This window comes from Aquisalibacillus elongatus (genome assembly GCF_003843875.1).
Classification (GTDB): Bacteria; Bacillota; Bacilli; order Bacillales; family Alkalibacillaceae; genus Aquisalibacillus; species Aquisalibacillus elongatus.
In genome coordinates, this window is the sequence record NZ_RKRF01000010.1 from 163102 (window position 1) to 186673 (window position 23572).

A 23572-nucleotide genomic window follows, 5' to 3' on the forward strand; every position below is an offset into this window, starting at 1 on the left:
TTTTTTTGAAACATCGACCGAGTTTCATATTATCCCAAGAAGATTGGTCCCTCCATCGCAAAGGTTATGAAGATCAAACGAGACACCAAGAAAAAGTTAGAGAAGCAATTAAAGACAACTTGCCTGATTTAGTGACGGAAGAAAGTATTATCATGTCAAATGGAAGCGACGTTATTAAGATTCCAATACGTTCATTAGATGAATATAAATTTAAATTTAATAATGACAAAAAACAACACGCTGGGCAAGGGGATGGTGACAGTCAAGTAGGAGATGTCGTTGCTCGTGATGGCAAACCTGAAAAAGGTAAAGGAAAGGACCAAGAAGCAGGGGACCAACCTGGGGAAGATTATTATGAAGAGGCAGTTGAATTTGAACAATTAGAGAAGTTGTTATTTTCAGAGCTAGAATTACCCCATTTAAAGCAAAAAGAACGAGATCAAATCAAGGTTAAAGATATTCGTTTTAATGATATTCGGAAAAAAGGTTTAATGGGTAATGTGGATAAAAAACGAACACTATTAGAATCGATTCGACGTAACGCATTAGAAAATAATGAGAAACTATTAGATATTTCTATTGATGATTTACGATTTAAAACTTGGGAAGAAGTCGTTCAACCTCATTCAAATGCTGTTGTGATGGCGATGTTAGATACATCAGCATCTATGGGCTATTTTGAGAAATATATCGCGAGAAGTTTCTTTTTTTGGATGGTTCGGTTTTTGCGCACGAAATATGAAAACGTAGATATTGTATTTATCGCACACCATACAAGGGCCAAAGAAGTTACCGAAGAAGAATTTTTCTCGAAAGGAGAAAGTGGAGGGACGATTTGTTCATCTGCCTATTTAAAAGCCCTTGAAATTATTGAAGAACGATATTCCCCTGAACGATACAACATTTATCCATTTCATTTTTCTGACGGTGATAATTTATCTTCTGATAACAAGCAGTGTCTAGAGTTAATTCAAGAACTGTTAGATATGTCTAATATGTTTGGGTACTGTGAAGTCAGTCAGTATAGAAAAAGTGGTTCATCATTAATGTCTACTTTTCGAAAGATAAAAGATCCAAGGTTCCGTTATGCAACCATTCGAGAGAAGAGTGGCGTATACGATGCGTTAAAAACATTTTTCTCAAAAGAAAATGTTGATGCTAGCTAATGGAGGGAGGAAGATGACTAGAGTAGAGCACCATGAATTAGAAAAGGCCATTAATGAGATTACGGAAATTGCGGTAGGTTTTGGTCTAGACTTTTACCCTATGCGATATGAAATTTGCCCGTCTGATATTATTTATACGTTTGGAGCATATGGTATGCCAACCCGATACTCTCATTGGAGTTTCGGGAAGGCTTTTCATCGAATGAAGCTACAATATGATCTCGGTTTAAGTAAAATTTATGAATTAGTGATTAATTCTAACCCTTGTTATGCTTTTTTATTAGATAGTAATAGTTTAATTCAAAATAAATTAATCGTCGCTCATGTATTGGCGCACTGCGATTTCTTTAAAAACAATGTACGGTTCTCGAATACATCACGAGATATGGTTGAGAGTATGTCTGCTAGTGCTGAACGAATCCGATCATATGAAATGAAGTACGGAAAACAAGAAGTGGAAGACCTCTTGGATGCAGCGCTTGCCATTCAAGAACACATTGACCCATCATTAATTAAACCGAAAAAGCGAAATAAGAATGAGGAGCATCTAAAGCCAAAAAGCCAAGGTCCTTACGATGATTTATGGGCATTAGACCAATTAGAGAACGAAGAAGAACCTCAAGGTAGTCGAACACGAAAATCTTTTCCACCTCAACCTGAGAAAGATATTTTATTATTTATTCAGGAATACAGTACCGATTTGGAAGAGTGGCAACGAGATGTGCTAACGATTTTACGAGATGAAATGCTGTATTTTTGGCCTCAATTAGAAACGAAGATTATGAACGAAGGCTGGGCTAGCTACTGGCATGTGCGAATTTTGAGGGAAATGGATTTAACTGAAGAAGAAGCCATTGAATTTGCCACACTAAACGCTTCTGTTGTCGCCCCTTCTACAACTAGTATTAACCCATATTATCTAGGGTACAAAATGTTTGAAGACATTGAGAAACGTTGGGATGAACCGACAGATGAAGAAATAGAACGTTATGGAATAGTTCCGAATCAAGGTCGACAAAAAATATTCGAAGTACGAGAAATAGACGGAGATACATCTTTTCTACGAAATTATCTTACGAAAGATCTCGTCGAAGATCTAGATTTGTACCTTTTTCAAAAAGAGGGCCATAATTATACAATCGTAGATAAAGATTGGGAGAATGTTAGAGAACAACTGATTCAGTCCCGAATTAACGGTAGCTTTCCCTATATCATGGTCGAGGATGGCGATTATTTACACCAAGGAGAACTGTATTTAAAACATCACTATGACGGTATTGAACTTGATGTTAAATACATTGAAAAAACGTTACCCTATGTCTATTATCTATGGGGGAGACCGGTTCATCTAGAGACAATTGTAGAAGATGAACCAGCCCTATTCAGCTATAGTGGAAAGAAAGTACATCGTAAATTTTTGTAATCCTCAGGTTCATAGTTCCTGAGGAATTTTTTATGAACAAGAGTCCATGTTGGCGAGTTGTGTGCACTTTCGTTAGAATAAAATAATAGATTTCTATTTTATATATTTTATATCAATAAACTAATCGAGGTGTCAGCGATGAACAAAAGAAACATCATAATGGATTGTGACCCAGGGCATGATGACGCGATAGCGATGATTCTGGCTGTAGCAAATCAGAATACGTTATCCATTGAAGCCATTACGACGGTTGGTGGCAATGTCGACGTGGAGAAAAATACGCTTAATGCGCTAAAAGTTTGTGATATTATCCAACTAAATGATGTGCCAGTGGCTAAGGGTGCTGAACGTCCTTTAGTAAAGGATATTGTTGTGGCAGAAAGTATACACGGGGAGTCAGGATTAGAAGGACCTAATTTACCCGATGTTCCTACCAAGCAGGCAGAATCAGTCCATGCGGTAGATTTAATCTCAGACAAGCTACATAAATCAAATGGACCAATGACGATCGTTGCCACAGGTCCACTCACAAATGTGGCCATGGTACTAATAAAAGAACCGGAATTAAAGCATAAGATCAAAGAAATTGTCTTAATGGGTGGGGGGACTTTTGGTAATTGGACACCAGCTGCGGAATTTAACTTTTATGTTGACGCAGAAGCAGCACACGTTGTGTTTAATAGCGGTATTCCGATCCGAATGTTTGGACTCGATGTAACGCACCAAGTGCAAGCGACTGACCAAGTCATTTCAAGAATAAGCAATATAGACAATCACGTTTCGGAATTTATCGTTGAATTACTACGCTTTTTCAACAAAACCTATCAGGATGTTTTTCATTTCGATGGAGCACCGATTCACGATGCGTGTACCATCGCTTATTTAATTGATCCAGCGATGTTCAAATTCAAACATGTCCACGTAGATATTGAAACAAAAGGTGAACACACCTATGGGATGACGGCAGTGGACAGATTAGGGGTGACAGGCAAAGAACCTAATGTTTATTTTGCTTATGAAGCAGATACAACTAAATTTTGGGACTTACTTGAAAGAAGCATAGCATTTTACTCAGACAAATAAAGGAGAGGGGATTATGAAGCGACCAAAAATAACCGTTGTCGGAAGTATTAATATGGACTTAGTTACAGAAACGGACCAATTCCCTGTTCAAGGAGAGACTGTACGAGGGTCTCAATTTCAAACCGTCCCCGGTGGAAAAGGTGCCAATCAAGCCGTTGCGGCCGCAAGACTAGGAGCAGATGTCACGATGGTTGGCTGTGTGGGAGATGATGAGTTTGGAGTTGAGCTTCTAAACAACTTTAATAATGAAGGAATAGATTCATCGTTGATTAAACAAATTCCGAATACATCCTCAGGATTAGCCAATATAATTTTGAGCGACCAAGATAATCGAATTATAATTATTGGCGGGGCAAATGAACACGTGACCCCGGAGTATTTGGACCAAGTCAAAAAGTCGATTTTAAATAGCGATTATGTCTTACTGCAGTTTGAAATACCGAAAGAGACGATTACTTATTGCATTGATTTATGCGATCAACATAACATTCCGTTAATCGTGAACCCGGCACCAGCAATGGATTTATCACCAAAATTATGGGAAAGAGTTCAATATATCACACCTAATGAAACCGAACATAAGCAATTATTTAACGAAACATTCAATGATCAACTCATCGTGACAAAAGGAAATGAAGGGACAAGCTATAGTGAAGAAGGCAAAGAACAATTAGTACCATCCTTCAATGTCGATGTTGTTGATACGACAGGAGCGGGAGATACCTTTAATGGTGCATTGGCGGTCAGTTTAGGTGAAGGTAAAAATTTGCGTGAGGCTATTGAGTTCGCCAATGCTGCTGCCTCATTATCCGTTCAACATATGGGGGCTCAGAGTGGAATGCCTAGTAAATCAGAAGTCAAAAAGTTAATTGATTCAGAATGATTCAAAAATCAAGTCCTTAATCCAGATTTAAGGACTTGATTTATTTTAAGGATCTAATTAAAGTGCTCCATAATCATATGTTCAGATTGAGGAAAGTTGAATTTCATTTGCCAAGCACCTATTCCTTTGATTCTATATTTCTTAACGAGTTCATATTTAGCCAATAGGCTTCTAGCATCTTCAAACCAGACTTTATGATTAAATCCGTCCTCATCTGTGTAGCTAAACCATGGTGTTTGACTTTCCTCATCATATTGGATGGAACTCCCATAGTTTAAGGCTTTTTCAATGGCTTTTTGCTGCGAATAGGCTTGAGCTTGGCCAGTTCCAACATATAGTGGCCAATAAGAAGGCCAATCATAGGCGTATAAAGGAATCCCCATAATGATTTTTTCTTTTGGCATGACAGAAGTGGCATAAGATAAAGTCTCACTTACGTTATTGATAGGGGAAATAGGGCCAGGCTCGCCACCTCTCCAATGCCAGTCATATGTCATCAAAAAGATAAAATCGGCATATCGGCCAAGCGTTTTATAATCATAGCCGGTATTCCAAGCAGGCTTTTTTGCGCTTTGTAATGGCGGGACAGCTATGCCAACTTCCATATCAGCAGGTTGAAGCCTCTCTGCAAGCTGACGGATAAATTGATTAAACAATGTTTGATCTTTAGGCGATAGCCCTTCAAAATCAATGACTACACCTTTCAGGTCATATTGATCTAACTTCTGATAAATTTCTTCGATGAGAACTCCAGACCTTTTTGGGTTGTTCAGAAGTTTTCGAGCCAATTTAGCATCAAAACCATCCTCAGATATGTTGGTAACTGTCACATAAGGCGCCACATCATTTTTCCAAAGTATGTCTTTAAACGAGTCCATCTGCTCCAATTGACTTAAATGACCTTCTTCATCAGGATGATATTCAAATGCAGCGATTTGATTGAGAAATTTAAACTTTCTTCCAGAGACGCCATCCGCAATATGATCAGGACTGGCAAATGAACTAATCGTAACATCTGTTTTTAACGGTTTAGGAATCTGTATTTTCTTCCCGCCTGGTTTGATTAAATCACTAAAGTCATTCTGTTGCATTAAGTGAAACATCGATACTTGATGTCGTGCTGCAATGTCCAAAAATGTCTCATCTTCGCTACCTATATATTCATTGGTATCTATAATAAGTGACTGACCTGGCACCAGTTGATCACCTGTAATTCCATTAATAGCTGAAATATCATTGGGATCTACCTCGTATTGCTGAGAAATTTTATAAAGAGTATCACCAGGTTTTACAATGTATATCACAGATGCTTGACTACTCATTGGCAAAGCAAAAATAAGCGTTAATAATAAAATAAAGACCTTTTTCATCATATAGCCCCCAAATCCTGAACTCTTATTATTATGCAGTATAAAACCCGCCTCTAATCACAAAAATAAGTAAGATTAAAAAAGAAGATAACAGGGTGAAATAAATGAATAAGATCAAAAGAGGAATCGCAACATCTATTTTATCAATTGGGATTGCCCAAGGGATGAAGATCTTCACATATAAGGTGCAAACAGGAGAATGGGATGTCAAAAAAGCTTTTGAATCAGGTGGGATGCCAAGTTCACATTCGGCAGGTGTTTCCGCACTAGCCACATATTTAGCAGCCAACAAAGGAGTGCTACATACAGAAACGGCTTTAGCAACCACATTTGGCATTATTGTCATGTACGATGCTCAAGGCATTCGCCGCCACACTGGCGAAATTGCTCAACTTGTAAATGACTTAAAAATTAAATTCGATGACTTGTCAGGCGACTTTCCGAGCTTTAAAGTCGTTGATTCAGACACGGAATTAGAAGAAATGCTAGGCCATCAGCCAACAGAAGTTTTAGGTGGAGCTGCATTAGGAATTCTTATAGGGTTAATTTCTGCGAAGCTTGAAGATTAATAAAAAGGGAATTTTCAATTCGACCAAGAATGTTTATAATAACAAATTGTTTTATAAAGAGGTGGGAAAGTGAATCAGTATGAAAATGTATTGAAGTACAAGGATTACTTCGAAGATTTGAAACAAGATGACGTCGTTACATGGCGCAAACAGGGAGATCAAGGAGGCGCTTATGGCTTACCGTTTCCAGATTATCATACGAAGTTTAAAGAATTTATCCGGGAAGTAAAAAATAGCAATCTATTACACAAAGACTATATCAATCTATTAGAAGATAGTGAGTTTGATATTAATGATATCAATCAGTCTATTGAAGAAGCGGATTTTGAAAACTTAAGAGCCATCCTAACATTACTCATACGCCGTGAACGTTTCGGTGATGGGAACTGGGCTAGTTCTGTTGAAAGTGGAGATTTTTATTATGTTTTGGTAAGGTTAGAAGAATTGATCGATTAAAAGGTGTGCCCAGAACTATTCAACTATGCCCATCAATTCTTCTAGATCCTGCAAGTCCTTTATCGATTTATTATGTTTGTAAGTATTAGCTTCAATATGAAACAAATGGATCGATTGTTTTAACAAATCATGTGCTAATTCGTATTCACCCAATCGTTGATGAATTTTGGCAAGCATGTGCTTGGTATCACCTAACTTATAGATTAATTGGTTCATCTCCAAATGCTCTAACACCTGATAACAGACAGTGATTGCTTCATCTAAATTCCACTGGTAGTAGTAACAGTAGGCTAGATTATATCCGACTAAAGAAGGCAGCGTCTTGTCAGATACATAGGGTAGTTTATTTAGAGCGTTATGAGCAGCCTTAAAATAAGGCATCGAGAAATCAATGCTCTCACTATAAATCTTAATATAACCAAGTGAATTACAGATTCCGATATCCAATTCAGTGTAAATATGCCCATTATAAATTTCTTTTAGAATGTGCTGTGCTTTCATTAAATCATTTTCAGCTTCATGACTATAAATCGCATCATGCCATTTGATAAATCTCTTAACAATATGTATCTCTGGACCATCGTCTAAGTTATTCATAAAGTTTTTAAATTCCTCTAATATAATTGATAAACTATGAAAATCACCATGGTAAGTGGCCTCTCTACAAAGCCTTTTGTATTTTTCAATTTCCGATAATTGACGATTACTTAAATGACTAACCATAAAATCGATAGGAACCATTAACTTATGACATATCGCCGTTAACACATCAATGCGTGGCATTTGCTCACCTTTTTCAATTCTGAATAACGTTGAAGGATCACAAATCCCATCGGCTAATTCTTTCCTCGTCATACCAATTATTTTTCTATAATACTGAATGTTTTCACTAACGTTTTCCACAGCGACACCTCTGTTAATTAAAAACTTAACAAAATCTTGCAACAATGCATATTTACGAAGGACTGGTTTTAGTTAACAATTAATATAAAGATTAGTCAAAATATTGGTATAATTATATCATAAAAAGCTGCCTAATCTATTTAATAATTGAGAGGATGTTTTTGCGAATGCAAGTATCAGTCATTTCAGTAGGAGTACATGATATGGACCAAGCCCTAAGTTTTTATAGCGAAAAACTAGGAATTGAAGTCGGATCCAAAAAGTACTACCCAGAGATTGTTGAGCTGAAGAGTTCAGTACCGATTATTTTGTTTGCAGTTGATCGGAAAACAGAAATTGAGTACGAGAAAGATTCATATGTCGCAGTAGGGTTAAATGTAGAGAGCGCTAATGACACCATTAAAGATCTAAAAGCAAAAGGTGTTGACTTAATATTTGAAGAACCTGTGCCTTTCCCGCTAGGAATGATGACCGCTGCCAAAGACCCATCTGGTAATGTAGTTGAATTTTTGGAGTTTAATAACTAATATAAAAAAGAGAACCTATAAATTGTAACGGATTCACTTGAGAGGGAGAAAAACCCAAATAACAAAAGGAAAATATCACCCTTTCGCAAGAAATTAACACCCGAAAAAACAATATGTTAACCAAAACACTCGATTAATTCGAGTGTTTTTATTTAGATTTTAGAAGGTGATATATTCACCCCACAATGTCCCTATTTCAGCAGATGTGAGATTGATTTCTTCTTTACCCATATTAATCACCTCATTAATATTCTTCCCGAATCATAGGGCTTTATAAGGGAAGTTTTACCATATGAAAAAAGGTGATTAGAATACACAATCATTAATCCATCTTAAGTGTTTAAAAGATAAAGTAACAATTTCCATTGTTTAACTTTGGAGGTGTTAGTTTAATAAGACATTATAAAATTATAAGTGTCAAAAAAATATTTTAAAGGATAGCGTCTCAAAACTGAACGGTTTACAAGTATCATTGCAAGGTTTTTGTGTATTAAATTTAATAATACCTAATCATCATTATTGATATCCTTGGGAACTTTAACAATAAATGTGATATGAATAAAATTTCACACTTCAATTTATTAAACGTGTTGACAAAGAAGATTACATACAATAGTATATACAATATACACAATATATACATTATATACAAAAGAGGTTAACATGAATATTATAATATCTAATTCATCTAAAGAACCGATATTTGAACAGATAAAAAACCAAATTAAGCAGAGTGTTTTGCGGAATGAAATTAAAGAGGGTGATTCCCTTCCTTCGATGCGACGTTTGGCAAAAGAGTTACGAATTAGTGTGATTACGACAAAGCGTGCCTATGAGGAATTAGAAAATGAAGGGTTTATTATTTCGTTTGTTGGAAAAGGTTCTTTTGTTGCTGGACAAAATAAAGATCTTTTAAAAGAAAAACGATTAACAATGATTGAGGAAAGTCTTTCAGAGATTATTTCAGAAAGTAAAGCATTAAACATCAGTCTTTCTGAAATGAAACAAATGCTTGAACTTTTATATGGGGAAGGAGAGGAATAATGGAAAATGTAGTTAAGTTTGAAAATGTTAATAAATCGTTTAATGATTTTCAATTAAACGATGTTTGTTTCTCGGTTAAAAAAGGGTATATCACAGGTTTTATTGGTCCTAATGGATCAGGGAAGACCACAACCATTAAGCTTATTATGAGTTTGTTGAAGCGAAATTCAGGAGATCTTAAGGTATTTGGAGAAGAGACTGTAGCCAATAGCAAAGAAATTAAGCAACGAATTGGTTTTGTTTATGCTGAAAATCATTTTTATAATCATCTTTCTGTAAAGCAAATGAAACGTTTGGTCTCTTCATTTTATGATAATTGGGATGAATCAACATTCCAATCTTATATGAAGTATTTTAATCTACCATGGAAGAAAAAAATTAAACATTTATCTACAGGAATGAGAATGAAACTCTCTTTAGCGATCGCTTTATCGCATGATGCAGAATTAATTATTATGGATGAACCAACCTCTGGGTTGGATCCTGTATTCCGAAGAGAAATTCTTGATATTTTATCCGAAATCATTCAAGACGAAAATAAAACAGTCTTTTTTTCTACACATATAACTACAGATTTAGAGCAAATTGCAGATTATATAACTTTTATCTATAATGGCGAAATAATTTTTGATGATGAAAAAGATCATATTTTAGAAAAGTATCACATTATAAGAGGGGCAAAGGAATTGTTAGATGATGATATTCGTCAAATGTTTATCCATCTGAGGGAAACTTCTGTTGGATTTGAAGCGTTAACAGATAATCCGCAGAAGGTCAGGAATTTGATGGGGAATGACATCATTATGGAACCGGCTTCATTGGAGGAAATTATGGTATATACCGTAAGGAGTGGGCAACATGCGTAGTTTACTTTTAAAAGAATGGATAGTTAATCGTTCGATTATTTTGAGTATGACCACCTTATTAGTATTGGGATCTATTTTCGCTGAATTATTCAGCAATCATGGTCAGGACCCCATTTACTTGGCGGTAATATTTGGCTGCCTTTTCCCTTTTGTTGGTGATATGTCTGAAAACACGAATCAAAGTGAAAATCTTATCAATAGCTTGCCAGTCAATCGACAAGAAATTGTTGCATCAAAATATGTAAGCGCGTTTTTATTTAGTTTGTTAATAATAGTAATGGTGGCGGTAATCAAGCTTTTTCCCATATTTAATGGGGTTCGTTTAATAGAACTGGCATTGAGTTTTACATTGGTTGGAATGTTTATTTCAATTTATTTTCCCTTGTTGTACTTTTTGGGACCGAGGTTTGTAATGATTGGTATGATGGTACTTGGGATTGTAAGTCTAACCTTTCTTCCCCAACTCATTAATACGGGCATTAAAAAAAACTTTTGGGGTTTGACTGAATATTATCAACAGATGTCAACAGAATGGGTGTCTATTATTCTTTTAGGAATAACTGCTGGTCTACTTCTTGTATCATGGTTCATTTCGGGACGGATATATATGAAAAAACAGTTTTAATGTATAAATAGAGAAACTAAGCGGTAAAGAACTGGAAGAAATTCAAGCCACTTGTCAGAACATCTTGGATGGATGAATTGGCTTATAATCTTTATACTTCATAAAAGTTCCTCCTAAGTATTGGTCACTTTAATCATCTTAGCGAGGAACTCTTTTTAAACAAACTTGAAACTTAACTCTCTACTCTAAATAAGGAGAAATTGATAAGCTTACATAAATTTCTGTAGTATGTATAATTTTCTGCTATTAAAAGTTTTAAAACTATGCTGATTCGATTGTTATTTTTAAACAATCATAAAAAGAAATGCCTTTATATAGGCATTTCTAAAGTCTTGATTCTGCTGCGATTTCAGTTTTAATAATGTGTTATTTCGTAGTCTATTTGGACTGTTATTTGACGTTTTCTCCGCCTCAAGAGAACCCGAGATATAAATTGGGTTCTCTTATATTTTGAAAGTTAATTTTCCTTCATCTCATCATATTCCCTACCATAATGCCCACGAGCCTTTATCTCGTGAACAAGACGAATCGTCGGTTTAATCATAAACTGAAAGCTGGCGATGACAAACAACGTCACACCCCAAGTCTTCAACGATTCAAAGTAGAAGAAAATACTTCCAACCAAGAACCAAAAGGCAATCGTAAAATCATTGAGCGTATATAGAACATTATAAATATCTTTGTAGAATCGATTATGCTTTTTCATCTGATTATCCACATAATCCTCTCGAGATTGATGATGTATATGAGAGTTGGATTGAGTTTGTTGTGACATAGAACCTCTCCTTGAGTGAAAGTTCCATATTGAATGTTTAACCTTGATAATGAAATTTGAAACGTGCTAGGAATATTCACTAATGGAAGGAAATTTACTAATATTTGAAGAAAATCCTTCTATAGTTAGAAAGATAAGTGAAAAGGAGTTTTTATGAATATTTGGGTGAAAAGAGGAATTTACATACTAATTGTTGCTATATTGATCTCAATCACGATCTATCAGCAAATAAATTTAAACAAGTATAATCATTGGATTTCAGATGATTTGAATGATGACCTAGCAGCTATTGGTATTGGCATTAACCAAAATACAGAAGTGCTCAATGATATAGTTGATCAACAACAGCTTACTGAAACACAAGTAAATGAATTAGAGAGTAACTATGGAAAAATATATAGAATGACAAACCTTTTTGAATTTGCGATTAGATTTATGGGTTTTGACAGTCAGGATTTTAATTACACAAAACAGTCTTCCCCATGGAAGTTTGCCAGCAATTTAAGTGATGAAGCAGAATACATGTTTACTTCTAAATCAAATTCAAATGAAAAAATCACATTAACCGAAGAAGAATTAACCATATTCGAGGGAGCACTTGAACTTCATACAGCATGGCAGGAACTAGTGAAAGATTATTATCCGAAAATCAACTCAGAAGGCGCACACATGCACTTCTATGATGATCATGACGGTATGAAGAAAGATGATGACTGGATAAACTTCTTGCAAGATTTGGTTGATGAGACTGAGGAGTATAATCTTTTTGGAGTGCGGTCTGAGTAGGAACTCGATTTGCAAGAGCAATAATAACCCAATTGAATAAGTGACGACCAAATCATTAGTTAAGTAGTATCTTAATCATCAGTTATAGTACGATATTTCTATTACATAGAAAGGTGTGATGGCTTATGGCATATAAACTAAATCATTTTGACAGTGAAGGTTTTGGTAATTGGACAAAGTTCATACAAGGGAGATGTCACATTGGAATTAATGGAGGAAACATTTAATATTGTTTCAGAAACTGAGAGGTTAGTTATTAAACCATTAAAGAAAGCTGATTATAATAATTGGCTTCATGAATTTGAGAGTCGTTATCCATCTCAACATAGACATGATCAAGGTAAAATGGATATGAGTGACTGTACACTAGAGTGGTTTCATCGATTAGTAGACAAACATCAGGAGTTAGCGCTACAAGATATTGCCTATGTTTTTGGTGTGTTTAGAAAAGATGACGGTAAACATCTGGGAATGGTAGATTTCTCAACTTTAGCCAGAGATGACTTTCAATGGGGAAGGGTCGGCTATTCAATTCATAACCAATATTGGAGAAATGGTTATGGCAAAGAATCCGTTAAAGAGGCATTGAATATTGCTTTCAAATATTTAAACTTCCACCGTATCGAAGCTCATATCAACATTGCTAACCAGCCTTCCTCCAAACTAGCAGAAAGTGTTGGCATGGAATACGAATGTACAAGAAAAGGTTTTATCTATGAGTTTGGGCAGTGGACGGATAATCTAGTTTACTTTAAAAATTCAAATGAATGTTGCTAATAGGGAAGCGGTTGTTCAGGTGAACAATCGCTTTTATAATCTTGTAAAAAAAAGGCATTATTTTTAGAGGGATTTGTTAAAGAAGTGCTTAAGTAACTTCAGGCTAATGGAAGAAGAGGGATTTATGGAATTAACTAGAGTGAAGATGATTACTTTAGAGGTAGGAAGGTTCGATTTACCAAAAGGTATATTGAAGCATAAATAATGTTTAAGAGTAAAAAAAACTGACCACCTGTGCAGGAGTCAGTTTTATGCATATATCTATTTATGCAGATATAAGATATTCCCATTTGTGAACTATTAGTTACTCATTGATTAAAAAAGCTGAAATATATTTATTCAACAAACGATTTCTTTCTCCTTCAGAGAGTTCATTATATAGCTTTTCATTAGGAAGTATGAGATGGCTCAAGAAGATACCACTCAGCTGCCGTGCCCAATGAGTCGAGTCGATATCTAAATTATTTTGTTGGGCGTGTTGATCAATACCATGAGTAAGTGATGTAAAAATCATATCAGGCAAATTTATTTCTGGGGGTAGGTTCCCCATTAAATTCTCAGCAATAAGCATCTTCACAAGATTACGATTTTTTGAAAGGACATTTAAACGGTTATCAATAATTGAACGGAGGAAATCCTCGGTATCGTGTGTTTTAGCCTGTTCCATTAAATGAGCATAAAACTTTTTTTCCAGTACTGATTTGATGACAGTAATAAACAATTGCTGTTTATTACCGAACTTCCGAAAAAGTGTAACTTCCGCAACTTTCGCTTCGTTTGCGACCTCTTGTGTTGTTGCTTGAAAACCTTTCCGTATAAAAACTTGTAAAGCAGATTGGATAATTTGCTCAGTTTTGTCTCTCATGGTATCTCCTTCCAGATCAAAGCTAACATTATATTGATTGTCTTAGCTTTTCCCTGTAGATCCACGGTCCAACAATCATTAGCAATGCAGGCAAGACTAAAATGGTACTAATTAAAGCTAATCCAATGTTAATTAAGGTCATCATACCAAAATCACTTAAAATTGCAAAGTCTGAGAATAGAAGTGCACTAAATCCACCAATAGTTGTTAAGGCTGAAGCAAATATGGCTTTACCAATTTTCTGATTAGCTATAAGAATTGCTGTTCGGTTAGATGCCCCTGCTTGACGCTCTTCATAATAACGTTCCATCAGCAAAATGGTGAATTCTGTACCGATACCTATAATTAAAGCACCTAGCGTAGCAGTTAGCGGCGTATATTCAATACCTAGTCCGTACACGACGAGTCCTGACCAGCCAACAATTAAAAGAATTGGCAACAAAGGGATTATTGCTTTTTCAGGTCGGCGATAGATAGCTAGAAGACCGAGAAATACAAGTGCCATCCCAAGAAGTGTCATTTGGTAACGTCCAGTAGTAAGTGCTGTTACCATTTCCAAGTCAAGGATTGATTGTCCTGTTAATGTTGTTTCTAGAGAGCCAATACGATTACCTTCAATAAACGACTTCAGTTCTTCAACAAAAGATTCAAGTTCTTCTGTGGACATTTTCTCAATGTTAATATGAATTACACCTTTTGTATTAGTAGTGTTAATGAAGCGATTGCGTTGATCTTCTGGCAGTAATTCAATCAAATCAACTTTATTTACAGTAGCTGAATCTTCAAAACCATATGTGGAATTACTGGATATCTCTAACGATCTTTGTTCTTGTTCGATTGTATCCAAAAGCTCAGGTAATGACTGGATTTTCACAACTTCATTTGGGAATTCAGCTACAATATCTTCACTAATCCTTTCGACCCAAGTGAGAGTGGAATCACTTAATATGTCCTCACCTTCATAGATAAGGGACACTTGGCTTGTTGATCCAAGTACTTCTCGTACATAGTTGATGTCTGCGAGTGCCTCAGATTCTTGAGGCATGAATGTCTCAACATCAGTTTCTGCTGGAGCTTCTAAATCAAGAACTATACCTAGTGCCGCAAGACCAATGGCTACTATAAGAATTACCCATCTAAACATCATGACTTTGTTCGTCCACCAATTTAAAAAACGATCAAAAGTCGATATAGAAATGGATTTTTGCTCGATTTTGACCTCACTCTCCCTGAAGAATCCATCTCGTATATATAGTAAAGGGATTAAAATAAATACCCCAACAATGAAACTGATGATCATCCCTAAAGATAACATTTTTCCAAAGTCTTGGATCATAGGTACAGGTGAAGTATAAAGAGCGATAAATCCCAAAGTTGTTGCAATAAGTGCCGTAAGTACTGCTGGAGCCATCTTTTGAATTGTTATCTTTAAACTTTTTTTTGCTTGACTTCGTGTTTTAGTGAGCCTATCCATGCGTTTCTTCATCCCTTCTCATTTCTTCTGTATACCGACTTTGAAACTGGATTGCATAGTCAATACCTAAGCCAATAAGGATTGGAAAAACTGCCATGGAAACCATTGTAACTGGTATCCCAAGCCAACCCATTACCCCTACGGTACCAAGTAAGGCTATGAAAATTATTGCTAGTGGAAGTAAGCGCCAGGATACACGGAAAACTATGAATAGAGTGAGAACCATAAAAACAGCAGACAAGGCAAGCATCTGTTGAATATTTTCCTGCATTGATCGTCGGATATCATCGTCGAGTACTGGTTTTCCAGAAACGATGATATCTAACTCAGGGTAATGTCTCTCATTATAAGATTTCGATAATCCTTTTATAAAATCACTTTTATCACTGTCTGAAATCCCACCTCGAAAAGTGATTACCATGGAAGTGTAGCGGTGATCTATAACCGTATCAGCAAAAACATTACGAAGTTCACCATATCCGTTTTGCTCATATAGTAATTTATTGAGTGTTTCCTGTTCCTGTGGAATCCCTTGATAGAAGGCATCACTTTGACTAGCGAACTTGTCTATTCGGTTACTCATTTCTTTAAGAGATTGTGATGTTTGCTCATGCGAACTTGTCAGTTGGTCCGATATATTTACCAACCCATCTGTTACTTCATTAAGTCCTGATTCTGCAAGATTTCTCTGTTGCTTCAAAGTTACCTCAAGCATAGTGTAAGGACTGACAACACTATGAATAATGTTCTCTTGCTCTTTCGAAAATGTTGTCATTAATTCCATTACTTCAAATGTGTCTACTGATAACAGTGATTCTAAGTCCTCAGCTTCGAATAAGATAATTACAGATTCTCCACCAAATTCGTCACCAAGCATTTCATTATCCTGATAAACGGCGGTATCAGGCTCTACAAGCGTATCGTTTCCAGTTTTCATTTCAATAAATTGAACACCAGTTAATAGAATTACTATTAAAAGTAAAGAAATAAATACGCTCTTCACGGGTTTGCGGATCAGTAGGCGGGATATTAAACTCTTCATACTTGTTTGACCTCCTTGTATAATTTAGAAAACTTCAAAACAATTCATACCGATAAAGTATGTAAGTACTTACTTACATTCTATATATTATATACTGTATTTTTAAATGTCAATGTTATCTTAATTAGTGCAAAATTGAGTACCTAAACTGAAGGGGGGTTGTTGAATAAGAAAGTGAAAAACACCAAAGTCATTTGCTGAACAGTATAAACCACACTAGCTATGCACAGCCATTAAGATCCGATTACCCCAAAAGTAATCGGATCTTTCTTATTACAAAGAATAAAATCAAAGACAATAAATAGTAATACTTACTCAGTTGGTATTTTTGTTCTATGCATAGGTAATCCTTAGTTACTAATAAGAGCTAAGGAGAGTTGATTAATATGAATCTAGGAGAGCAAGTATTATCCGATTTAGTGGGTGCCTTAAAAGATTTGTATCCTAATATTGATAAAGATGAAAAAATTGAGTGGAGAGTGTCTAATGAGTTTTCTTGAATTAGAAACAGATCGACTGGTTAGTTCAAATAAATGATGAGCATACCCAAAGTTTCTTTGAAATTATGTCAAAAGACGAAGTAACTAAATATTATGGGATGGATAGCTTAAAAAGTATTGATGATGCCTCAAAAATAGTAGAGTCCTTCCAAAAAACATATGAAAGCAATAGAGGTATAAGGTGGGGTATTGTTTTAAAAAAACAGGTGATTTTGTCGGCACATTGGGATTAAACAATCTTAGTACTTGGAGTAAAAAGGCTGAGATTGGTATTGAATTACATCCTTCCTATCGGAAAAAGGGAATTACGACTGAAGCAGTAAAAAAAGTATTACATTACTCATTTCAAGATTTAGATTTGTTTAGAATAGGAGCCGTAACATATCCTCAAAATGAACCTTCCATACAACTTTAAGATGATTAGGTTTTGCCAAAGAAGGATTATTGAGAGGGTATCTATATCAAAATAATCAGTTTCGCGATGCTTTAATTTTTTCAATTTTAAGGACAGGATGGACAAAAATGTAGTTAAGCTAACGGGATGCTTTTGTGGAACAAGGGTTCGCTCTTTATATATTTTATAAGAATGATAGTCATGTAATGTTTCATCTTCAACATCACTACCATTTAACAATAGGAACTGCCACGAAGACAACTCCTTATTCAACATTAGCCTTATGAAACATTCTTTTCGAGTGAAGAAGGGATGGAACATATCCAATCAAAAGTGACTGAACCATTCAGTGTTAATGTAAACGGTCAGGTGGAGTTAAATACTTAATAACAAAAGGTAATATATGTCTTTACTTTCCTAATTAATAAAAAATCAACTCGCCCTGCGGGTTGAAGGACGAGTTAATTTTTGAGTTATTTTTTTGAATCCATTTTACCAATAAATATCAATACAAGCGCAACACATGCTAGTAAGATTGGTGGGTAAGTAGAGAGAGAGCTATCAGTATTATGATATGTGTAGACACCAATTACAATAATACTTATAATTAACAAAGCTAATATTAACTTAAGTATAATCATCAATACTTTTATATCCCCCCAAAATTATTGTGATCTCACACAAACTATACTATATGAGTCGTGCCAATACCAATTTCTCGCAACATTAAATTTCACTCCAGTAGAACCTGCATTAGCGTAATTTATAGCTCCTGCAGTAACAGTAGTATATACTGCAGCTGCAACCCCGAGGGGAGTCGCACCTGGAAAAAATCCAACTATTGCTGCTACCCCACCACCTATTGCTATAATCGCAGCCATGTGATCTGCTTTGCAAGAATCAACATATACGGTGCCACCCCAAAATTCAAGGTCTTCATAGTTAGAACCTCTACACGATGGTTCCACAGAACTTGTTCCCACAGTAAGTTGACTTTTTTGAGTGTTTTGTTGTTTTAACAAATAGTCATTTGCTTTATCATAAACCTCTTTAGTTTGTTCAACTAGTATTTCATCTAAGCCATCCTTCAAAGCTTGCTTGTGATCAAATTCAATAAATAGATCACTAGAATCCACATATGGACTTATAGCCTTTCCTTTTTGAACTTCTTCTATTAGCTCGTCACTCAACTGATAGTTCACTGAAGTTTCATTACCTTTACTTTGTTTTGCTGACACACTAGGAGCAATTAATACAATAAACAGACAAAAAACAACAAGCAACACAAATACTTTTTTCAAAAAAATTCCTCCTTTTAATTTTATTCACTTAACCCTGTTCTATGATAACTTTTCAGCCCCCTTAATTATCTGAAAATTATGGCTTTTTATTCAGTTTTGTAATTTTCAACTAAAAATATCTCAAGTAAGAGGGACAGGTTTTGAATATCTTGATTTAGGGGAATTTGAAATTAATATAGAAGACAATATTTATATTATTTTTTTTGTAAAAGACATCAGTTTTCAGGAGGGGTAGAGATGTTCAAGTTTTTAAAAAAGAACAAAGAGAAAAAGGTGCAACAGGCGTTAGAAATTGATTAGAAGAAGAATTAAGTTTTCGCAAACAGAGCGGTAAGCCCTTTACTAAATCATACCTTGATGTAGAAAAGCTTCGAAGAAAGAGAAGCTATTTAGAGTATGGTATGGTCACCAGTGTCTCGAGTAATTTGGGGAAAAGAAATTAAATAAGTCCAGACAAAGCAAATATTATTGCCATTGTCTGGACTTTTATTTCGTTGGTAGGGTAACTGTGACATCTTATGTATCATAATCAAAGAAATGCCTTTCTCATAATGCCATTTTTTTATATTATTTGGGTGTTATATATAATAGAAATAAGTCTTACAGGAACAATTCTAGGATATGGTTTTGTTTTCAGTTTATTAGTTTACCCTATTTATTTGTTAGATGGTTAAGAAAATATTAAAAAATGAATAGTTGGGTCTAATTTATTAAAAGGATAGCAAAATTAACATTTGCTATCCTTTTAACTGTTTCACTAGATAATCCCTTGCATTCTTAACACAATTTCAGCTATTAAAGCTGACCCAATAAAGGTTCCTAGTAATACTAAACTAGCAACTACTAGTGTTTTCCATCCTAGTTTTCTAAAGTCTGCCCATGAGCGGCCGATTGAGATGCCGGCGTAGGCGAGGATTGGGGTAGCTAGTGCTAAAAGTTGGACTTCTGATGTCCATTCTACAACTTTTTCGGATCCTGGCATCCATGGCATGGATACGGCGACTCCGATTAATGCGATATAAGCGACGCTTGGGAAGTTAATGGGAATGATATGGTTTAATATAAAGCCTGCCAAACAAACTAGTATTAAAACTATCATTCCTGGTATTGCTGATGTTGGTACTATCTCGTAATTGACCCAGTTTCCGACTAAAGAGATGATGCCAAAAATGACTAGTAATAGGGTCCATTCTTGTATGTTTTTTAATAGCATTTTGTATTCCTCCTATTCAACTGATTTCTGATCGCGTCGACCAGTCATCACTTTATATAGTTTTTCAGTTAACGGTAAGGCTATAAAGATACTTACGTATAAACCAGTTGATAGTGATAATAAGTTACTTGCACCGGCGAAGGCGATGATTTGATCTTCTAAGTTAGGGAATGCTGCAACGAGTGATCCGCTTGCTGCTGTCATCATGCTTCCACTTCCGATTCCGGATGCCATGGCGAATGATAATGGGTGAAGCGGTGTTAAAGTCGCTAGGAATCCAGCGATTAATCCCATAAATACGGCACCAAACACTGTTCCAAAAATGTAAACAGCCATAACGCCTCGGCCTTCTGGTGAGCTAATGCCATACTTATCCATGATTAACCCAACATTGGGTTCGCGGGCGACTGAGTGAGTCATCCCAATGGCTTCTCGTTTAATTCCTAACCAAATGGCTACTGGTAAAGCTAGTAAGATAGTTCCTAAATTACCTAGTTCTTGGAGTAGTAGGGCGGGACCGGCTGCAATAATGTCTGGTAAAGAGGGACCGATGATGACACCTATTTTGGCTAATAATAATGCGACACCTAAAACGATTAAGGGTTCTGCATTTTTAGACTGTTTTTCTTTAATCACAGGTGTGAAGTATAAGACAAGACCGATAATTAATGCGTAAAGCATTGGTAGTAGTAAAATAACGCCTGGTCCAACAGAGAATTGGAATGTACCAATAGCTTCGGTTATTACAACAACTAACAAAACGATGGCATGTAATCGCCAATCTTTCCAAATGCCAAATTGAGTTTCAGTATTCATTTCTTTTCCTCCTTATAATCTAAGGTTCAATTTATAAACTCTTTAACCATTGATAAATTGCTGTTGAGTCCATCTCTCCTTTCCCGTTGGATTGTGCATCTCGGTATATTTGATGGATCTTTTGACTCATCATTGTTGGTGAATGAACGTTATCAGCTAGGTTCATATAAAGAGATAAATCTTTAGTCATATGATTTAGTGAAAATTTGACTTGATCAAATGTTTGGTTCAGTATGTTAGGACCAAATACATTCATCACGCGTGTATGGCCAGTACCCTTTTGAAATATGTTAGCTAACTTCTCCATAGAAACGCCTGCTTGTTCTCCTGTCATCAACGTTTCGCTTAATAAATGAATAATCCCGGCTACTAACATGTTGTGACAAAGTTTAATAATTTGGCCTGAACCACTTGGTCCAACATACTCATCATATTCTCCAATTGAATCGAATAGGGGGCGCAGTCTTGTGTAATGGTTTTCGTCCCCACCACAGAATATGATTAATTCGCCGTTTTCCGCCCCTTGAGGCCCACCACTAAGTGGGCAATCAAAAAAGATGATGTCTTTTTCTAAGCAAGTAGTGTGAAGTTGACGCGTCATTTCAACGTCATTGGTACTCATATCTAAAATCATATGGCCTTTGGGAAGAGTTTTAAGTATTTCGGTTACTGTTTCCTTAATGATTTCTGGTGAAGGTAAAGATAGAATGACTGCTTCTGATTTTAATCCTATTTCTTGTACATTTTTGGCTTCTATAGCTCCCATTTCTGCTAGTAGATTGGTATTATTTTTATTGATGTCAAAAACGGTAACATTAAATCCTTCTCGTAATAACGTTTTTGCGATTCCACCACCCATTAACCCACAACCGATTACGCCAATATTCTTCAATCTAAACATCTCCCTTAAGGCTTTATATAAACGGATTTGTGTTGTGTCCAAAACTCCAAAGCCGTACTGCCTTGTTCACGCGGACCGATACTGGAGGCTTTATAGCCACCAAAAGGAAATTGGTTTTCAAAATGTGTTGAAGGCATGTTGACGTGTGTCACACCAGATTTAATATTTCGTATAAAATGGTGAGCTTTATGAAGATCATTTGTATAAATAGTAGAGGACAATCCAAACTCTGTTTCATTTGCAATTTTTAGTGCTTCTTTATAGTCCTCAACTTCAATAACGCCAATTACCGGAGCAAATATTTCATCACATGATAGTTTCATGTCATTGGTTACCTGGCTTAAAACAGTGGGTTCAACAAAATATCCTTTGTCCAATCCATTCTCAGTCAAGCGCCTGCCGCCAAACTCGAGTTTGGCACCTTCACTTATAGCTGAATCAACGTATGATAAGTAACGGTTCATTTGGTTTTCATCGATAATAGCACCATTATCGACACCTTCCTTAAATCCATCGCCGATAACGAGTTTTTTAGCACGATTTACAAGTTTATCAGTAACTGTACGTGAAATAGATTTGGGAACGATTAGTCGACTGGTACCCGTACACCGTTGTCCATTATCTAAAAATCCACTGACAACGATATCTTCGATTGCTTGGTCTATATCAGCGTCTTCAAGAATGATCGCTGGGTTTTTACCACCCATTTCTGCTTGTACTTTAGCTCCACGTTCTGAAACCGCTCGTCCAAGTTTTAAACCTACATCAGTTGAACCTGTAAAGGATACGGCTTTAATACGTGGATGATTTCCAATTGCGTTTCCAATCAAGCCACCGGGGCCTGTCACCATATTGATGACGCCACTAGGAACCCCAGCTTCTTCAAACATCTCCATAATTTTAATGCTTATTAATGATGTATTACTAGCTGGTTTAAAAACAACTGTATTACCTGCAATAATTGCAGGTGCAATCTTCCAAATACCAATACCTAAAGGGAAATTATATGGTGCAATAACACCTACAACTCCTAGTGGATCACGGACAGTATAGGCTGTAACACCTTTCAGATGACTCGGTCCAGTTTCACCAGTAATCCTTGTTGCTTCACCACTGAATTGTTTCATTGCTTCAATCGTTTTTTTAACTTCTCCTTTAGCTTCACGATATGATTTTCCAACTTCTTTTGCGATCGTTTGGGCTAAGTCATCAAAGTTTCGTTGTAATATCTGAATTAAATTAAAGATCACGTCTCCGCGTTTAGGTGCTGGTGTATTAGCCCAGTCTTCAAAGGACTTGTCTGCAGCATTTACTGCCATTTCTACATCCGTTTCATCTGATAGTTGAAACTGTCCCAATACATCTCTATTAGCCGGGTTAATGCTTTCGTATAATTGCCCTGAATCAGACTCAACCCAATACCCACCAATGTAGTTGTAGTAGATTTGTGACATGAGATTCCTCCTGACTAGATCAAGCTTTAAAATATTGATTAGTAATTAATATGTGTTTTTAAAAAATCTATGAATATTTTCAGAAATAGAGAGATTTTGTAAATTTTAGTGATTATTTGCATTACAAAATTACAAAACCATAATTAAATCTTATCTAGAGAGTGAAGATTGCAGGTGCTGAGCTTAGTTTCTTAATTTATGAATGGAAGGATATTCAATCTGTCATGTCTAACTTAGAGGTAGATTGAATTAATAGTGTGAATAAGTAGATAGAGAATTAAATACATTTATTAGAAAACAATAATAATTAGGAGGATATATAATGAAAAAATTAATCATTGGTGTAATCACCTTTATGG

At 35.7% G+C, this 23572-nt stretch carries 23 protein-coding genes and 1 pseudogene; 13 read left to right on the plus strand and 11 right to left on the minus strand.

Annotation, left to right across the window (positions count from 1 at the left end):
• Positions 1-5: 5 nt before the first annotated feature.
• From yhbH to rbsK, 4 genes are all read left to right on the plus strand, one after another.
• Positions 6-1166, plus strand: coding sequence for a sporulation protein YhbH (gene yhbH, locus EDC24_RS10700; RefSeq protein WP_124222416.1), 1161 nt, complete (start codon positions 6-8; stop codon positions 1164-1166).
• 13 nt (positions 1167-1179) lie between these two features.
• A complete protein-coding gene (locus tag EDC24_RS10705) occupies positions 1180-2589 on the plus strand; it encodes a SpoVR family protein (protein WP_124222418.1) in 1410 nt (469 codons plus the stop codon).
• Between the two features lie 138 nt (positions 2590-2727).
• The gene (locus tag EDC24_RS10710; protein WP_124222420.1) at positions 2728-3672 is read left to right on the plus strand and encodes a nucleoside hydrolase; all 945 of its coding nucleotides are present in this window, start codon (positions 2728-2730) and stop codon (positions 3670-3672) included.
• A gap of 13 nt (positions 3673-3685) precedes the next feature.
• Positions 3686-4555: a ribokinase gene (gene rbsK, locus EDC24_RS10715; RefSeq protein WP_124222422.1), complete on the plus strand. Its 870-nt coding sequence runs from the start codon at positions 3686-3688 to the stop codon at positions 4553-4555.
• Between the two features lie 53 nt (positions 4556-4608).
• Here the strand turns inward: rbsK and EDC24_RS10720 are convergent, their stop codons facing one another.
• Positions 4609-5925, minus strand: a complete 1317-nt coding sequence (locus EDC24_RS10720) for a glycoside hydrolase family 18 protein (protein ID WP_170158557.1) — start codon at positions 5923-5925, stop codon at positions 4609-4611.
• 104 nt (positions 5926-6029) lie between these two features.
• Between EDC24_RS10720 and EDC24_RS10725 the strand changes: the two genes are divergently transcribed.
• Together EDC24_RS10725 and EDC24_RS10730 are read left to right on the plus strand one after the other, a co-directional pair.
• Positions 6030-6494: a divergent PAP2 family protein gene (locus EDC24_RS10725; RefSeq protein ID WP_124222426.1), complete on the plus strand. Its 465-nt coding sequence runs from the start codon at positions 6030-6032 to the stop codon at positions 6492-6494.
• Positions 6495-6563: 69 nt separating this feature from the next.
• Positions 6564-6950, plus strand: coding sequence for a DUF6508 domain-containing protein (locus EDC24_RS10730; protein WP_124222427.1), 387 nt, complete (start codon positions 6564-6566; stop codon positions 6948-6950).
• 15 nt (positions 6951-6965) lie between these two features.
• Here the strand turns inward: EDC24_RS10730 and EDC24_RS10735 are convergent, their stop codons facing one another.
• On the minus strand, positions 6966-7853 hold the full coding sequence (locus EDC24_RS10735; RefSeq protein ID WP_124222429.1) for a helix-turn-helix transcriptional regulator: 888 nt from the start codon (positions 7851-7853) through the stop codon (positions 6966-6968).
• 167 nt (positions 7854-8020) lie between these two features.
• Between EDC24_RS10735 and EDC24_RS10740 the strand changes: the two genes are divergently transcribed.
• From EDC24_RS10740 to EDC24_RS10755, 4 genes are all read left to right on the plus strand, one after another.
• Positions 8021-8380 (plus strand): VOC family protein, encoded by a 360-nt coding sequence (locus tag EDC24_RS10740; RefSeq protein WP_170158558.1) that lies wholly within the window; start codon positions 8021-8023, stop codon positions 8378-8380.
• A gap of 663 nt (positions 8381-9043) precedes the next feature.
• On the plus strand, positions 9044-9424 hold the full coding sequence (locus EDC24_RS10745) for a GntR family transcriptional regulator (RefSeq protein WP_124222433.1): 381 nt from the start codon (positions 9044-9046) through the stop codon (positions 9422-9424).
• On the plus strand, positions 9424-10290 hold the full coding sequence (gene pmtA, locus EDC24_RS10750) for a phenol-soluble modulin export ABC transporter ATP-binding protein PmtA (protein ID WP_124222435.1): 867 nt from the start codon (positions 9424-9426) through the stop codon (positions 10288-10290). Before EDC24_RS10745 ends, pmtA begins: the two co-directional genes overlap by 1 nt.
• Positions 10283-10915: an ABC-2 transporter permease gene (locus EDC24_RS10755; RefSeq protein ID WP_124222437.1), complete on the plus strand. Its 633-nt coding sequence runs from the start codon at positions 10283-10285 to the stop codon at positions 10913-10915. The genes pmtA and EDC24_RS10755 overlap by 8 nt, the downstream gene beginning before the upstream one ends.
• A 457-nt stretch (positions 10916-11372) precedes the next feature.
• Here EDC24_RS10755 and EDC24_RS10760 read toward each other — a convergent pair whose 3' ends face one another.
• Positions 11373-11690 (minus strand): YrhK family protein, encoded by a 318-nt coding sequence (locus EDC24_RS10760; protein WP_124222444.1) that lies wholly within the window; start codon positions 11688-11690, stop codon positions 11373-11375.
• Positions 11691-11855: 165 nt separating this feature from the next.
• Here EDC24_RS10760 and EDC24_RS10765 point away from each other — a divergent pair, with 165 nt between their 5' ends.
• Together EDC24_RS10765 and EDC24_RS10770 are read left to right on the plus strand one after the other, a co-directional pair.
• Positions 11856-12476 (plus strand): hypothetical protein, encoded by a 621-nt coding sequence (locus EDC24_RS10765; RefSeq protein WP_170158559.1) that lies wholly within the window; start codon positions 11856-11858, stop codon positions 12474-12476.
• Between the two features lie 210 nt (positions 12477-12686).
• A complete protein-coding gene (locus tag EDC24_RS10770; RefSeq protein ID WP_124222601.1) occupies positions 12687-13253 on the plus strand; it encodes a GNAT family N-acetyltransferase in 567 nt (188 codons plus the stop codon).
• Positions 13254-13557: 304 nt separating this feature from the next.
• Here EDC24_RS10770 and EDC24_RS10775 read toward each other — a convergent pair whose 3' ends face one another.
• Genes EDC24_RS10775 through EDC24_RS10785 form a run of 3 tightly spaced genes read right to left on the minus strand, consistent with a single transcriptional unit; the run spans position 13558 to position 16634 of the window.
• Entirely contained in the window at positions 13558-14118 is a 561-nt protein-coding gene (locus EDC24_RS10775) for a TetR/AcrR family transcriptional regulator (RefSeq protein ID WP_124222449.1), read from the minus strand.
• A 28-nt stretch (positions 14119-14146) separates the two neighbouring features.
• The gene (locus EDC24_RS10780) at positions 14147-15592 is read right to left on the minus strand and encodes an efflux RND transporter permease subunit (protein ID WP_124222451.1); all 1446 of its coding nucleotides are present in this window, start codon (positions 15590-15592) and stop codon (positions 14147-14149) included.
• The gene (locus EDC24_RS10785; RefSeq protein ID WP_124222453.1) at positions 15585-16634 is read right to left on the minus strand and encodes an MMPL family transporter; all 1050 of its coding nucleotides are present in this window, start codon (positions 16632-16634) and stop codon (positions 15585-15587) included. Before EDC24_RS10785 ends, EDC24_RS10780 begins: the two co-directional genes overlap by 8 nt.
• Before the next feature lie 486 nt (positions 16635-17120).
• Between EDC24_RS10785 and EDC24_RS10790 the strand changes: the two are divergent.
• Positions 17121-17662: pseudogene (locus EDC24_RS10790) on the plus strand (GNAT family N-acetyltransferase).
• A gap of 531 nt (positions 17663-18193) precedes the next feature.
• On the opposite strand, the gene EDC24_RS10795 reads toward EDC24_RS10790, so the two are convergent.
• The 5 genes from EDC24_RS10795 to EDC24_RS10815 all read right to left on the minus strand — a co-directional run bounded on the left by EDC24_RS10795 (position 18194) and on the right by EDC24_RS10815 (position 23213).
• Positions 18194-18829 carry a hypothetical protein gene (locus EDC24_RS10795; protein WP_124222455.1) on the minus strand — a complete coding sequence of 212 codons (636 nt, stop codon included), beginning with the start codon at positions 18827-18829 and terminating at the stop codon, positions 18194-18196.
• Positions 18830-19586: 757 nt separating this feature from the next.
• On the minus strand, positions 19587-20042 hold the full coding sequence (locus EDC24_RS10800) for a LysO family transporter (RefSeq protein ID WP_124222457.1): 456 nt from the start codon (positions 20040-20042) through the stop codon (positions 19587-19589).
• Between the two features lie 12 nt (positions 20043-20054).
• Positions 20055-20858 (minus strand): DUF3100 domain-containing protein, encoded by an 804-nt coding sequence (locus tag EDC24_RS10805; protein ID WP_124222459.1) that lies wholly within the window; start codon positions 20856-20858, stop codon positions 20055-20057.
• 31 nt (positions 20859-20889) lie between these two features.
• Positions 20890-21750, minus strand: coding sequence for an NAD(P)-dependent oxidoreductase (locus EDC24_RS10810; RefSeq protein WP_170158560.1), 861 nt, complete (start codon positions 21748-21750; stop codon positions 20890-20892).
• 14 nt (positions 21751-21764) lie between these two features.
• Positions 21765-23213 carry an aldehyde dehydrogenase family protein gene (locus tag EDC24_RS10815; protein ID WP_124222463.1) on the minus strand — a complete coding sequence of 483 codons (1449 nt, stop codon included), beginning with the start codon at positions 23211-23213 and terminating at the stop codon, positions 21765-21767.
• Positions 23214-23572: the final 359 nt, after the last annotated feature.

Excerpts from the sequence above, each read along its gene's own strand:
- EDC24_RS10705 (WP_124222418.1), top strand. The coding sequence starts at position 1,180 with ATGACTAGAGTAGAGCACCATGAATTAGAAAAGGCCATTAATGAGATT.
- EDC24_RS10710 (WP_124222420.1), top strand. The coding sequence starts at position 2,728 with ATGAACAAAAGAAACATCATAATGGATTGTGACCCAGGGCATGATGAC.
- rbsK (WP_124222422.1), top strand. The coding sequence starts at position 3,686 with ATGAAGCGACCAAAAATAACCGTTGTCGGAAGTATTAATATGGACTTA.
- EDC24_RS10720 (WP_170158557.1), bottom strand. The coding sequence starts at position 5,925 with ATGAAAAAGGTCTTTATTTTATTATTAACGCTTATTTTTGCTTTGCCA.
- EDC24_RS10725 (WP_124222426.1), top strand. The coding sequence starts at position 6,030 with ATGAATAAGATCAAAAGAGGAATCGCAACATCTATTTTATCAATTGGG.
- EDC24_RS10740 (WP_170158558.1), top strand. The coding sequence starts at position 8,021 with ATGCAAGTATCAGTCATTTCAGTAGGAGTACATGATATGGACCAAGCC.
- EDC24_RS10745 (WP_124222433.1), top strand. The coding sequence starts at position 9,044 with ATGAATATTATAATATCTAATTCATCTAAAGAACCGATATTTGAACAG.
- pmtA (WP_124222435.1), top strand. The coding sequence starts at position 9,424 with ATGGAAAATGTAGTTAAGTTTGAAAATGTTAATAAATCGTTTAATGAT.
- EDC24_RS10755 (WP_124222437.1), top strand. The coding sequence starts at position 10,283 with ATGCGTAGTTTACTTTTAAAAGAATGGATAGTTAATCGTTCGATTATT.
- EDC24_RS10760 (WP_124222444.1), bottom strand. The coding sequence starts at position 11,690 with ATGTCACAACAAACTCAATCCAACTCTCATATACATCATCAATCTCGA.
- EDC24_RS10770 (WP_124222601.1), top strand. The coding sequence starts at position 12,687 with ATGGAGGAAACATTTAATATTGTTTCAGAAACTGAGAGGTTAGTTATT.
- EDC24_RS10775 (WP_124222449.1), bottom strand. The coding sequence starts at position 14,118 with ATGAGAGACAAAACTGAGCAAATTATCCAATCTGCTTTACAAGTTTTT.
- EDC24_RS10780 (WP_124222451.1), bottom strand. The coding sequence starts at position 15,592 with ATGGATAGGCTCACTAAAACACGAAGTCAAGCAAAAAAAAGTTTAAAG.
- EDC24_RS10785 (WP_124222453.1), bottom strand. The coding sequence starts at position 16,634 with ATGAAGAGTTTAATATCCCGCCTACTGATCCGCAAACCCGTGAAGAGC.
- EDC24_RS10800 (WP_124222457.1), bottom strand. The coding sequence starts at position 20,042 with ATGCTATTAAAAAACATACAAGAATGGACCCTATTACTAGTCATTTTT.
- EDC24_RS10805 (WP_124222459.1), bottom strand. The coding sequence starts at position 20,858 with ATGAATACTGAAACTCAATTTGGCATTTGGAAAGATTGGCGATTACAT.
- EDC24_RS10815 (WP_124222463.1), bottom strand. The coding sequence starts at position 23,213 with ATGTCACAAATCTACTACAACTACATTGGTGGGTATTGGGTTGAGTCT.